The organism is Mangrovitalea sediminis, from assembly GCF_002514725.1.
GTDB classification, from domain to species: domain Bacteria; phylum Pseudomonadota; class Gammaproteobacteria; order Pseudomonadales; family Oleiphilaceae; genus Mangrovitalea; species Mangrovitalea sediminis.
Window position 1 is genome coordinate 836,737 of the sequence record NZ_NTLB01000001.1, and the last position, 12,250, is coordinate 848,986.

Sequence of the window (12,250 nt, forward strand, 5' to 3'; positions counted from 1 at the left end):
GCTTGTCCTGCGAGAAACCTCAGTCAGACAGGCGTGTCTCCACCGTACGGCGCCGGATGGCCCTCGCCAATTCCATCAACTGGTGCTGAGCCTCTTCGTCGAAAAGCGCGCGGGTACGCTCGCGCAGGATTGCCAGGGTGACGCCCTGCTGCTCCGGCAGCGACTCGCCGGACTGACCGTCCAGGTAGGAGCAGGCGCTGAGATGCAGGTAAATATAGCGATCGAGCAAGGCGGTAACGAGGGGTTCGATCGACTCATGGTAAAACGGTATCAGACGGCCACTCACATCCCTGGCCTCCTTGGCCGCGACACGGGCATGCTGCCGATACTCATCGACGCGCTCCCGGTTGTCGACGGAGCGCAGGAACAGACCAAGCGCACGGTGTAATTCGCTGATCGCGTTCCAGATATCCCGATAGGCCTCCAGTTCCATCTCGTACTGGGGCCGGCTCACCCGGCTGCCATTCCTGGAGGGCTGTCCAGACATTGCGGATTGGGACATTGAAAACATCTGACGCCCCTCATCGATCTCATAGCGCAAGGTGCGGAGCGTCTGGGAAAGCTCTTCATGCTCCTGCCGCTGGAGCCGTCTCAGCCACAGGAACAACAGGCCACCGACCACCCAGGTCAGCAACAGCGCCAGACCGGCAAAGCGGCCGAGCGTTCCATCCAGTAAGGTGACAACTCCCGACAACGTCATAGACTGCCTCCTTCCACCACCGCTGCCCCGTCGAGCCTGATTTGCCGACAGGCAGCCGCGCTTCATCCCTGAGTATCAGACTTTGTGGCTCGACATTCAGCCCCCTGATACATGTGCGAACCGGCAAAAAAGTAGCCCTGCAACCTGTATACCCCAATTACCGGGAAATAACTAAGCATCCTCCCTTTTTAACGCCATGATGGTGCCTTGGGCAACGGCACAGACATAAGGGGTTTCCCCGTCATTTTCCGCAATCACGTCGCAGCGGCAGGTAGCCAGCCGGCGGCCACCGGCACTGACCGAAGCCACCGCACGCAACCTCTGTGCTTTCGCCGGTTTCACATAGTTGATCTTGAACTCCACGGTCAGCGCATCGCCAAACGTCGAGCCCCCGGCAAAGGTCAGCGCGTTGTCGGCCAGATAGCTGACCACGCCGCCGTGCACATAACCGTGCTGTTGCAGAAAAGACTCCTTCACCGCCAGCGTGACGACGGCGCTCCCCGCCTCCAGTTTTTCCAGTTCGGCACCCAGGAAACGACTAAAGGGCTGTTGCTGCAAAATACTCTGGCCAAATTCAGTGAGGTTCGACATCGACAATGTCTCCGAGATAGACCCGACGCAAAAAGTAGGGGCCGGTCTGGCCAGGGCCGACCCATCACCCTATACTGACTAGAACAAAATTCTAGAATGATATTCTACTTATGAGCGAAACAGGTCAAGCACGCGGCAAAAGCCGGCGCGAAAGCATCCTCCAGGCCGCGCTGGACTGCTTCACCGAGCACGGCATCGAAGGCACGACCATTGAGATGATCCGCGACAAGTCCGGTGCCAGCACGGGAAGCCTCTATCATCATTTCGCGAACAAGGAAGACATTGCCTCCACGCTCTTTCTGGACGGCTTGCACAACTATTCGGAACCTTTGCTGAAGGGGCTTGCCGCCTGTAGCGATGCGCGCGATGGCATCGAGATAATGGTTACCAGCTATATCGACTGGGTGACAGAAAACCCGGACTGGGCACGCTTTATCTTCTCGGCGCGGGGCCGCGTGATCCGGGGCGCCGCCGCAGAAGCCCTGAAAGACAACAATCGCAAGCAATTCATGGCCCTGCGCGACTGGCTGCAGCCGCACATCGAGCAAGGCGTACTACAGCCGCTGCCGCTGGACCTGTATCACGCCCTGGTCAACGGGCCGATCCAGGATTATTGCCGCGCCTGGCTGGCCGGACGGGTCAGGCATTCGCCCCGCCAGCACGCCAGGACCTTTGCCAATGCCGCCTGGAGATCGGTGGCGGTCTGAAGGGAAAGCTAGTCCCGCGGACGACGATCCCCCTCCAGGAACTTGGCGACGAAAACCGCCTTGCCATGCTGTTCGAAAGACCACTTCATCAGCTGTGACAGGGCACTCATCACATCATCGAAGTCGCCGAACAACTGGGTGCTCATGCGGTTGCTGTAGACATCCAAACCCGACGTCTTGAGAGCCTCGATAAAGGCCCGGATCAGCGGTTTGTAATCCGCATCCAACGGGTAATAACTAAGTTCGACTGACAGTTCCATGGGCGCCTCCCTGGTCTGGCGGAGAATGATGCCTGACAGACTGCGCCTCCCGTACGGCGCCGTCAATCGCACCTGATGTTCCGTTACGCACAGCCGTCACCACATAACGCAGGGGCCCGCCGGGCATAACGGCGTCGAAGGGATAACAGGTCACCAGCATGAGCCGATCCACTCCCCGCGAGGCCGCCGTCAGGTCCAGTTTGGTCTTGCGGCTGTCGACCACCTGCATCGAAACCACCCGATAGTGAACCGCGCCTTTGAGCGGCGCCTGCAGGTCGATGGGGTCGCCCTTGCGGATGTTCGCCAAACTGCGGAAGAAGGTATCCCGGTGACCCGCAATCACGATGGTGCCTTCCGTGCCCGGCGCGGCGGAGGCCTCCAGATGACCCGGCCCGAACGCCAGGCTTTGACCGGATGCACCTTCCAGCACCACCAGCGACAATTTCTGCCGGGGTAATGTCAGGCGGGCGACCGGCCAGGTGTCGGCCCAGGGCCAGGGTTTTTCCGGCCCCAAACCAGCATCGGTTTCCGCCCAGGCCTGATCCAGCAGTCGTTGGGCCAGCCAGGCCTTGGCCGGAATCCAGAGGCCGGCGAGCAGACAGAGGCTCGCGGCGAGCGTCAATCCTCGAATCAGCAGGCTCATGAGCATCTCCTGCTTTGCAGCATCACCAGCGCCATGACCGACATCAGCCCCGCCAGCCCCAATGCGATCAGCAAGGGCGCATCGGTTCCGGTTTGCGGAAATCGGGCCATGTGTGGATCAGAGCCGGCCGGCAGCACCGTGGCCACACTATCCCCGGCCAATGTTTCATCTGCCGGGCGGACCGGCTCCTGATCGACGGCCACGAAGCTGGTCCAGGGGCTAACCAGTTGGTGCCTGAGCGCGACCTGGGTGACCTCTTCCCGTATCGGCCCCGCATCCGCGCCCATGGCCATTTCATCGAGCAAGCCATCGATCTTCTGCCGGGCCCAATAGCGGTGAATACCGGTTGCCGGTGCAGCCCTGGACAGGTCCAGGGTCTGCGCCCAGGTCGCACCGCCCCCACTCTCCTCCTGACGACCACTTAGCGTGAGAATGCCTGTAGCCGGCTCCCCCTTGACCACAATGACCAAGGGCTCACCGAGATAGAGGTCACCAGGCCGTGCCGGATAGCTCTCGGCCTCCGCCGCCGGCCAGTCCAGGGTCAGGTGGCTCAACACCGGTGCGCGAAGTTTACGGAACAGCCGATCCATCTTCTGAGCAACCCGTTGTTCGCTGGAAATGGCCGTGTAGGTGCCACGTCCGAAGCGGGCCGCCTTGCGCATGAAATAGCGGTTGGGTGCAGAACCGATGCCCACGGTGAAAAGACGCGCATCCCCCAGGTGCTGATGGATCAGGCCAAACAGCGCCTGCTCATTGCCGACGGCACCATCAGTCAGAAATACCACCTGTCGCAGCCAGCCCTCGGTGGCGGGCGGTTCCAGGGCACGAATCAGCGCCGAAGCCATCTCGGTACCGCCTTCTGCCCGCAGCCCGTCGACAAAACGGTGGCCTGCCGCCAGCGTTTCCGGTGTGACCGGTTGGCTGCGGTCATACAAGGACGATGTCGTGCTGTTGAAAGCGATGATATTGAAGCGATCCTGAGGTCGCAGACTGTCCAGCGCCCGGGATACTGCAGCTTTCGCCTGACGCAGGGACTCGCCCCCCATTGACCCGGAGGTGTCGATCACCAGCTCCGTTTCACGCGGCAGGCTGTGCACGGCAGACTGGGTACCGGGCAGCAGCATCAGCAGCAGGTAATCGTCACCCGCCCAGTTTTCGTGAAATACCGCCGCCGCGGGCGAAACTCCCAAAGCCGGGCGCCAGTGCAGGACGAAATCACGATCCATACTGACCGGGTCGTCCTGCGGCGTCACCGTGACCTGATTGCCGTGGTATTGCGTTTCCAGTTGATGGCTGGGGCTGGTCACGGAGGCGATAGGGAAACCGCTATCCAACTCGACGCGCAGTGTCGCCCGGTGGTCCTGATCCGGCAGTTGATTGCCCGGTATCGTATAGGGACTGATCCTGTCGGCATCCGGCACCTGGCCGGTCGGCCTCGCCCAACCGTCCTGCCACTGCACATTCGCGGTATCCTCAGGCAAGGTGGTACCCGGCATATACCGCGGCGTGAGGGTGAGCGGCATCGACAGGCTGAAGGTTCCGTCCCGATATTCCACACGCTGCTGATAACGCAGCTCGACCGTTACCCGCTGTCCCGGCGCGATGTTGGCGACCGATGTGGTAAACAGGTTCGGGCGCTGCTGCTCGACCAGCACCGCCGAGTGTCCGCCACTCCGGGCCTCGGAATACTGCCGGCGCGCCTTCTCCCGTGTCGCCACCTTGCCTTCGATAATTCGGTCGCCGACGTGCAATATCAGGTGATAGACCGCCGCATCCGGCGGTAGGGGAAAGACGTAGACGGCTTCCCGCCAATCCCGCGTGGTGTTTTTGAACTGCTGTTTCAGCGTGGTGTCCGCCAGCAAACCACTGACCTGAACGTCATAGTGGGTATTCAGCAGGTCGGCCGGCTGATACTGGTGGCTACCTTTACCGTGCAACATCAGTTGCCCGGTCCCGGCATCGTCTAAGGTGTCGGCTAACGCGGACTGCACAACGCAGAACAGGAGAAACGCCAGCACCAGGCTGACGTCTTCCAGCCGACGCAGCCACCAGTCGGCGTTGTTTGACAAACGATGCCTTGAATCCCCTCGCAGCCGCTGCCCTTGTCCCAGGCGAATGATCATGGTGTTCCGCTCCCTCATCTCGATGGGGATAGTTCACCAGGACGAGGCGGCAAAGCCGTGCCGAAATCGGACAACGCCAGGGTTCAATTATGATCAATTGTGGCAGGAACATCGGCGAAGCTTGCGATGCAACACCGGCATGTTTTAATAGACACCGCAACCGTCGATCATCCGCCAACCTTGCCAGAAGCCCCCATGAAGAGACGTATAGCCCTGGTTGAAGACGAACCCGCGATCCGCGCCAATTATCGCGATGCCCTGGAGCGCCGGGGCTACAGTGTCGCCCTCTATGCCGACAGGCCCAGCGCCTGGGCGAGCTTCCAGCAGCAGTTGCCGGAGCTGGCCATCATCGATGTCGGCCTGGGAGACGAAGTGGACGCCGGATTTGAACTCTGTCGTGACCTGCGCGCCCGCTCCGCCACGCTGCCGATCATCTTTCTGACCGCACGCGACAGCGATACGGATAGCGTACTGGGATTGCGCCTGGGGGCTGACGACTACGTCACCAAGGATATGAGCCTGGATCACCTGTTTGCCCGAATCGCGGCCCTGTTTCGACGGGTCGATGCCTGGCAGGAGGCCCGCCAGGACCAGGAGGAACATCTGGAGCGCGGCCATCTGCGCCTGAACGTCGACCGCATGACGGTATCCTGGCGCAACCAGCCGATCGACCTGACGGTCACCGAGTTCTGGATGCTGCACGCCCTGGCCCGGCATCCCGGGCACGTCCGCAGTCGCAGCCAACTGATGGAGGCTGCCAATACGGTGCTGGACGACAATACCGTCACCTCTCATATCAAACGGATCCGCCGTAAATTCCAGCAGATCGACGCCGACTTCGACGCGATCCAGACGCTATACGGCATGGGTTACCGGTGGCACACGCATGACGGCTAGGGCCCTTTCATGACACTGCGACGGCAATTGCTGATTGCCGGCCTTCTCACCGTACTGATTCCCTGGGCCAGCTTCCTGTTCGTCACGCAGCTGGACGCGGCCCTGCGCGCGCGGGAAATGGACACGCTCAGCCAGCAAGCGGCACAGATGGCGTTCTTCCTGCAAAACCAGCCCGCCGTGGCGACATTGCAGCCCGTGCAACCCGGCCAGCGCGTGCTCTACGCCGAACCACTGGACCACGCGCTGATTCTCGACGGCTACGCCGATGACTGGCCCGGCGCCCATGGTGAGGATGCCATGCCGCCATTGCACGACGCGGGCCAGGGGGTCTTCTGGCAGGCGGCGACCGACGGCACCCATCTCTTCCTCCTGATCGTCGTACACACCAACAATGTGCTGTACATGCAGCCGGATACGCCGGAAACCCCTCACGAGGAAATCCGTCTCAGCTGGGGAGCACCCGATCACCGGACCCAACGCTGGCTGCAGACCTCCGCCCCCGGCCCGGTGCGGGGCGAAGTCCGTGACCGGCCGAATCCGGCAACGACGGACACCGATATTCGTGGGTTCTGGCAGTCTACCCCCACCGGCTATACCGTCGAGCTGCAGCTGCCGTTGCCCGCCGCCGGCACACCTTTCGGCTTCACGGTGCTACGCCCTGACCAGGACGGCACACTCATGTCGCTGGGCCAGGAGGGGCTCCAGAATCAAACCCTGCCGCGGCTCGAATATGCCCGCGCCAATCTCCTGCAAGCCCTGCACCCCTTCCTGCAGTCGGGCGAAACCGTGCAGTTGGTCCAGCGCGACGGATGGCTGCTGTCATCCGCCCAGCGCCCGGTTCCGGACGAAACCACCGATGTCACCGACTGGCGCCCCCTGCAGATTCTGGAAAAGATCATGTTGAATGGTCTGCGGATGCTGCTGGCCACCCAGCAACCGGCAGGCTTTCCGCTCGAAGATAACGGTTCGCGTCTGACTAGCCCGCTCTTCAGTCGGGCGCTGCAAGAGCACCGAGCCGTACACGCAACAACCCGCTCCACACCGGACGAGGACGCCATGCTGACCGCCGTGGCGCCCGTCTCGATCGGTAAGGATCAGGCACTGCTGGTAATACGGCATTCGGTTAACGACCTGCTCTCCCTCTCCAGCCAGACGCTGGGGCATGTACTCTCGCGCAGTCTCCTGCTGATGATGGCCCTGCTGCTGATTCTTCTCGGTTATGCCAGTTGGCTGTCCTGGCGCATCACCCGCCTGCGTCGCCAGGTGGCTGCCACCGTGGATGAAGACGGTCGTGTGATCGGCTACCTGAAGCCGTCCCGTCACAAGGACGAAGTCGGCGACCTGTCCCGGCAATTCGCACGCCTGGTGGACAACCTCAAACACTACACGGACTATCTGGAAAGCTTCGCCAGCAAACTGTCCCACGAGCTGAAGACGCCGCTCGCCGTGGTGCGTTCGTCCCTCGACAACCTGAGACATACCGAGCCGACGAACGTGCAGTACCCCTATATCGAGCGCGCCCTCCAGGGCACAGACCGCCTGAGCCGCATCCTCCAGGCGATGAGCGAGGCCTCACGGCTCGAACAAAGCATTGCCCACGCGGAACCTGAGCTGTTCGACCTCGCAGAGGTCCTCGGCATGGCCACCCAGGCTTACCAGAGCCTCGATCCCGGACACCGTATCCACTATCGCGGCCCCTCAGCCGCCTGCACCATGAGCGGTGCGCCGGAGCTGATCGTGCAGATGCTCGACAAACTGGTCGACAATGCCCGCGATTTCACGCCTGCCGGCGGCCTGATCGAAGTGCGACTGCGCCACGAGGATGGAACCTTGATCCTCGAAGTCGATAACGAAGGCCCCCCCTTGCCGGAGAGGATGACCCGGGACATCTTCGCCGCCTTTGTATCGATCCGGCATCAGGGCGACGATGGTCATCTGGGCCAGGGGCTGCTGATCGTCAAACTGATTGCCGACTTCCACCGGGGGCAGGCGAGCGCCAGCAACCGTCCGGACGGACGCGGTGCCATCTTCAGGGTCCGGCTACCGGCCCTGCACTGAGCAACCGCGGTACAGGCGACCTAAGCATTGTCCTCCGTCACAAAAGTATCATTCAGCACGGCCAGCCAACCCGCTGCGCATCGTCAACTAGCGCATCAATCGCTTCGCTCGGGTAGAATAACCGCCCTTGACGCGGATCGCCGCGCACCCTCGGCACCGGAAATCGGCCCATGGGCTGCGGGCATTACGGATTACAACCACTGCGCATCTTTGTTGGAGTTTGTCGTTCCCGCGTCGCTGCATACAATTCCCTGAGTCGCAGCTGTTGAACTGGAGCTTACATGGTGCATGCCTCTGAACAGGCCTGCAGGCCGGTACATTGCTGGTCGCGCATAGCAAGGAGTTGCACAACATGCGTCGGATAATGTTTTCTATCCTGACCCTTGTCGCCATCGCCTCGTATTCTGTGACCGCACAAGGATTCGGTTTCGACGATGTCGTTGCCAAGGCCAAGGCATTGGCTGAAAAGCCCTACAAGGCCCCAGAACCGATACCCAAGTTCATGACGGACTTGAGTTTCAACCAATACCGCAACATCCGCTTCGACGCCGAGCAAAGCCTGTGGCGGGAAAGTCATTCGCGGTTCCAGGTAACGATGGTCTCGCCGGGGCTCTATTACACCCATGCGGTGAAGATCAACACCATCAATTCCGAAGGCGTTCGCCCGCTGAATTATGACAAAAACCAATTCTCGTTCCCGAGCGATGACCTGGGCAAGCGCGTCCCCCCGGACCTGGGATATGCCGGCTTCAAACTGACCTACCCATTGCTAAAGTCCAGTGTTCAAACCCCGTTCCTGATGTTCGCCGGTGCCAGTTATTTTCAGGGCATAGGCAAACAGAACGTCTTTGGCAGCTCCGCTCGCGGGGTCGCGGTCGACACGGGGTTGCCGACAGGGGAACAGTTCCCGTCATTCGTCGAATACTGGCTGGTAAGACCGGCGCCCGATGCCCACGCCATGCTGTTCTATGGGCTGCTCAACGGCAAGAGCGTGACCGGCGCCTACCAGTTCACCGTCTATCCCGGCACGAAGACCCTGCTGAAGGTCAAAGCTGTCCTGATTCCCCGTCAGACCATCAAGCTACTGGGTGTCGCTCCGCTGACCAGCATGTTTTTCTATGGCGAAAATACGCCGCGCCCCCGGGGCGAGTGGCGGCAGCAGGTGCATGATTCAGACGGCCTTCTGATCCATAACGGCGGGAGCGGTGAATGGCTCTGGCGCCCCCTGATCGATCCCAAGACGCTGCAGATGGACTATTTCAGCACCGAAAGCGTTAGCGGCTTCGGCCTGATGCAGCGCCATACTGCCTTTGCCGATTACCAGGACCTCGGTGCCCGTTACGATCAAAGACCGAGCATCTGGGTGGAACCCCAGGGCGACTGGGGAAAGGGCCAGGTGGTGCTGGTGCAGCTGCCGACCGACAAGGAAACCAACGACAACATCGCCGCCTTCTGGAGTCCGTTGCAGCCCTGGCCGGCGAAGAAGCCTGTCACCCTGGCCTACAACCTGAGCTTCGGCGATGCCGGTATCGCCGGCGAAACCATGGCCCATGCGATCAACACCTTTGTCGGCGATGGCAACCGGGTCGGTGGCGGCAACGTCAAGGGCGCCTACCGGATACTGGTGGATTTCAAGGGCGGGCCCCTGGACAAGCTCCGCGCCAACGCCTCGGTCGTGGGCAGGGTTACCGCCCGGAATGGCGGCCAGATTCTCGAACAATTTGCGGAATACGTACCGCCCATACACGGTTGGAGGCTTTCGATACTCGCCAAGCCGGCGGACGGCAAGCCGCTGGGTCTACGCGCCTATCTGGCTCAAGGCGAGCAAACCCTGAGCGAGACCTGGAGCTACTTTCTGCCCGCCGATAACAACGTGTTGGCCGGAGGCGAATAACATGACACGCAGCATCAGCGAATATGCCCTGGAGCGGGCGCTTGCCTACCTGCACTGGTGTGGTGTGGAGCCAACACAGGAGGTCATGCTTTCGGCACTGGACCTGGTGAGACACGCCATCGCGGAAAGCGACGATCCGCTGACAGCCGTCATGGATGAGCTGCCCCGGCGTTTCGCGGTTTCGGCACTGACATTGCCGACCGCACATCCGACAATCCAGCGCGCCAGTATCGGCTACGACAGATACTGATGAATCCGTCGACCGCGATTCCGGAGTCCCCGCAGCGCAGCGCCCGCTGGCGCCTGTTTGCGGCGTTCAGGCGCGGCCTGCTGATACTCGTCGTCCTGGCCCAGGTGCTGGCAGGCACCTACTACATGATCGCCATCCTGCCCTACCACGGTGGCACCTGGGTGGAGAAGGGCATGGCCGCACTGTTCGCCCTGCTCTTTTCCTGGATCTCGATCGGCTTCTGGACGGCGGTGTATGGCTTTGTCCTGCGCCGCCTTGGCGGCGATTGCCTGTCGTTGGTAAAACGTCATCGCAAGACCGACTGGGACGCCATCGCCCTCGCCCGGACCGCCGTGGTCATGCCCATCTACCATGAACCCATCGAGCGCACACTGGGCGGCCTGCGAGCCATTTACCGCTCCCTGGAGCGGACCGGCAGACTCGACGATTTCGACTTTTTCATCCTGTCCGACAGCCGCGACCCTGAAGTCTGGCTCGCGGAACAGTCCGCCTGGTACCAGCTCTGCCAGGAACTGAATGCAGAAGAGCGCCTGTTCTACCGTCGCCGCACGGTCAACCTCAACTACAAAAGCGGCAATATTGCGGACTTCCTGCGGCGCTGGGGCAAGTGTTACGAGTATATGATTGTGCTCGACGCCGATAGCCTGATGGAAGGAGACACCCTGGTCCGCATGGTGCAGCTGATGCAATTGGAGCCTCAGGTCGGCATCCTGCAGACGGCGCCGACGCTGGTAAATGCCCGCTCCCTGTTCGCCCGGGTCCAGCAGTTCGCCAATCATCTCTACGGGCCGCTCTTCTCGACGGGACTGGCCGCCATCCAGCTGGGGGACGCTGCCTACTGGGGCCATAATGCGGTGATTCGCACGGCACCTTTCATGCGCCATTGCGGCTTGCCGCAGCTCCCGGGATTGGGCCTTTTCAAGGGCCCGATCATGAGTCACGACTTCGTCGAAGCCGCCTTCATGGGCCGGGCCGGCTTTGAAGTGTGGATGGAACCGGAGCTGACCCACAGCTTCGAGGAATCGCCGCCGACCCTAGTGGACGAGCTCACCCGCGACAAGCGCTGGGCCAAAGGTAACCTGCAACACCTCTGGCTCATGCTGTTCAGCCGAAAACTTCGCTTTGCCCATCGCATGGCCTTTCTCAACGGCATCATGTCCTACCTGGCATCACCGCTGTGGCTGGCCTTTCTGGTGCTGACCACCATCGAGACAACACGGCTGACGCTCTGGCCCATCAACTATTTCCCGTCGGCTCACAGTCTGTTTCCCCTGTGGCCGGAATGGCACCCGGAATGGGCAATCCGCCTGGCTGGCAGCACCGTCGTATTGCTGTTCCTACCCAAGATACTGGCAATCCTGGACGTACTGCTGACACATCGACGGCGTGACCACGGCGGGTTTATACGCCTCACCCTGAGCGTTGCGCTGGAGATACTGATCTCGACGCTCCTGGCGCCGATCCGCATGCTGGCCCACAGCCGCTATGTCCTTGGTGCCCTCTTCAATGTTTCTTTGCATTGGGGGGGGCAGAACCGGACCGATGAAACCGGCTGGAAGGCCGCCTTCATCAGCCAGGCTCCCGGTACCGTGGTTGCAGCAGCCTGGGCCGGTTTCGCGTGGTGGCTGAAACCCATGTTCTTCTTCTGGTCTCTGCCGGTGGCATTACCCTTGGTGCTGGCTGCACCGACTTCGGTCCTGCTCAGTCGAGTCGGTGTCGGTCAATGGCTGCGTCGCAGGAAACTGATGCTTACTCCCGAAGAGATCCTTGGCTCGCAATTGCTTGAAGACCTGGCTGGAGGACGGCTACTGACGTCGCTGCACAGGGGATTGATCGCCTTCGAGGAAGCCATTATCGATCCCCGCCTCAACGCGGTTCACGTCGCCCTGGCACGTCCGCCACGCCACGATGTAAGGCGCGAGCGCTTCCGCCAACTGCGCGAGCATTGCCTGCGAGATGGACCCAAGGGCTTGAGCCGGCGAGAACTGACGTTACTGGCCAAAGATGGCGAGTCCCTCGTCTGGCTGCATAACGCCGTCTGGCGGGCGGCACCGGATACCTATTGGGGGCAACTGCTGGAACGGCGAATTACCCGGATCGAAACCGACTGATCGTTCCGGGTAAACG

At 61.4% G+C, this 12,250-nt stretch carries 11 protein-coding genes; 6 read left to right on the top strand and 5 right to left on the bottom strand.

The window, feature by feature from the left end:
* Positions 1–19 precede the first annotated feature (19 nt).
* Together CLR77_RS03970 and CLR77_RS03975 are read right to left on the bottom strand one after the other, a co-directional pair.
* The gene (locus tag CLR77_RS03970) at positions 20–700 is read right to left on the bottom strand and encodes a hypothetical protein (RefSeq protein ID WP_097459265.1); all 681 of its coding nucleotides are present in this window, start codon (positions 698–700) and stop codon (positions 20–22) included.
* A 171-nt stretch (positions 701–871) separates the two neighbouring features.
* Complete coding sequence (locus CLR77_RS03975; protein ID WP_097459266.1) at positions 872–1,291, bottom strand: PaaI family thioesterase; 420 nt, start codon at positions 1,289–1,291, stop codon at positions 872–874.
* Between the two features lie 110 nt (positions 1,292–1,401).
* Here CLR77_RS03975 and CLR77_RS03980 point away from each other — a divergent pair, with 110 nt between their 5' ends.
* Positions 1,402–1,998, top strand: a complete 597-nt coding sequence (locus CLR77_RS03980) for a TetR/AcrR family transcriptional regulator (protein WP_097459267.1) — start codon at positions 1,402–1,404, stop codon at positions 1,996–1,998.
* A gap of 8 nt (positions 1,999–2,006) precedes the next feature.
* On the opposite strand, the gene CLR77_RS03985 is transcribed toward CLR77_RS03980, so the two are convergent.
* The 3 genes from CLR77_RS03985 to CLR77_RS03995 are packed head-to-tail and all read right to left on the bottom strand — an operon-like array spanning position 2,007 to position 5,024.
* Positions 2,007–2,258, bottom strand: coding sequence for a YkoF family thiamine/hydroxymethylpyrimidine-binding protein (locus CLR77_RS03985; RefSeq protein WP_097459268.1), 252 nt, complete (start codon positions 2,256–2,258; stop codon positions 2,007–2,009).
* Positions 2,236–2,901 carry a class GN sortase gene (locus CLR77_RS03990; RefSeq protein ID WP_227519793.1) on the bottom strand — a complete coding sequence of 222 codons (666 nt, stop codon included), beginning with the start codon at positions 2,899–2,901 and terminating at the stop codon, positions 2,236–2,238. Before CLR77_RS03990 ends, CLR77_RS03985 begins: the two co-directional genes overlap by 23 nt.
* Entirely contained in the window at positions 2,898–5,024 is a 2,127-nt protein-coding gene (locus CLR77_RS03995) for a marine proteobacterial sortase target protein (RefSeq protein WP_227519794.1), read from the bottom strand. The genes CLR77_RS03990 and CLR77_RS03995 overlap by 4 nt, the downstream gene beginning before the upstream one ends.
* Positions 5,025–5,219: 195 nt before the next feature.
* Between CLR77_RS03995 and pdsR the strand changes: the two genes are divergently transcribed.
* The 5 genes from pdsR to mdoH all read left to right on the top strand — a co-directional run bounded on the left by pdsR (position 5,220) and on the right by mdoH (position 12,234).
* Positions 5,220–5,921 (top strand): proteobacterial dedicated sortase system response regulator, encoded by a 702-nt coding sequence (gene pdsR / locus CLR77_RS04000; protein ID WP_097459270.1) that lies wholly within the window; start codon positions 5,220–5,222, stop codon positions 5,919–5,921.
* Positions 5,922–5,930: 9 nt separating this feature from the next.
* The gene (locus CLR77_RS04005; RefSeq protein WP_097459271.1) at positions 5,931–7,979 is read left to right on the top strand and encodes an ATP-binding protein; all 2,049 of its coding nucleotides are present in this window, start codon (positions 5,931–5,933) and stop codon (positions 7,977–7,979) included.
* 352 nt (positions 7,980–8,331) lie between these two features.
* The gene (locus CLR77_RS04010) at positions 8,332–9,873 is read left to right on the top strand and encodes a glucan biosynthesis protein G (protein WP_097459272.1); all 1,542 of its coding nucleotides are present in this window, start codon (positions 8,332–8,334) and stop codon (positions 9,871–9,873) included.
* Between the two features lies 1 nt (position 9,874).
* Positions 9,875–10,123 carry a hypothetical protein gene (locus tag CLR77_RS04015; RefSeq protein ID WP_097459273.1) on the top strand — a complete coding sequence of 83 codons (249 nt, stop codon included), beginning with the start codon at positions 9,875–9,877 and terminating at the stop codon, positions 10,121–10,123.
* Positions 10,123–12,234 carry a glucans biosynthesis glucosyltransferase MdoH gene (gene mdoH, locus CLR77_RS04020; protein ID WP_097459274.1) on the top strand — a complete coding sequence of 704 codons (2,112 nt, stop codon included), beginning with the start codon at positions 10,123–10,125 and terminating at the stop codon, positions 12,232–12,234. Before CLR77_RS04015 ends, mdoH begins: the two co-directional genes overlap by 1 nt.
* Positions 12,235–12,250: the final 16 nt, after the last annotated feature.

Bases quoted from the DNA above. Each gene is read 5' to 3' on its own strand.
- CLR77_RS04015 (WP_097459273.1), top strand. From the start codon at position 9,875: ATGACACGCAGCATCAGCGAATATGCCCTGGAGCGGGCGCTTGCCTAC.
- CLR77_RS03970 (WP_097459265.1), bottom strand. From the start codon at position 700: ATGACGTTGTCGGGAGTTGTCACCTTACTGGATGGAACGCTCGGCCGC.
- mdoH (WP_097459274.1), top strand. From the start codon at position 10,123: ATGAATCCGTCGACCGCGATTCCGGAGTCCCCGCAGCGCAGCGCCCGC.
- CLR77_RS04005 (WP_097459271.1), top strand. From the start codon at position 5,931: ATGACACTGCGACGGCAATTGCTGATTGCCGGCCTTCTCACCGTACTG.
- CLR77_RS03985 (WP_097459268.1), bottom strand. From the start codon at position 2,258: ATGGAACTGTCAGTCGAACTTAGTTATTACCCGTTGGATGCGGATTAC.
- CLR77_RS03975 (WP_097459266.1), bottom strand. From the start codon at position 1,291: ATGTCGAACCTCACTGAATTTGGCCAGAGTATTTTGCAGCAACAGCCC.
- CLR77_RS03995 (WP_227519794.1), bottom strand. From the start codon at position 5,024: ATGATCATTCGCCTGGGACAAGGGCAGCGGCTGCGAGGGGATTCAAGG.
- CLR77_RS03980 (WP_097459267.1), top strand. From the start codon at position 1,402: ATGAGCGAAACAGGTCAAGCACGCGGCAAAAGCCGGCGCGAAAGCATC.
- CLR77_RS04010 (WP_097459272.1), top strand. From the start codon at position 8,332: ATGCGTCGGATAATGTTTTCTATCCTGACCCTTGTCGCCATCGCCTCG.
- CLR77_RS03990 (WP_227519793.1), bottom strand. From the start codon at position 2,901: ATGAGCCTGCTGATTCGAGGATTGACGCTCGCCGCGAGCCTCTGTCTG.
- pdsR (WP_097459270.1), top strand. From the start codon at position 5,220: ATGAAGAGACGTATAGCCCTGGTTGAAGACGAACCCGCGATCCGCGCC.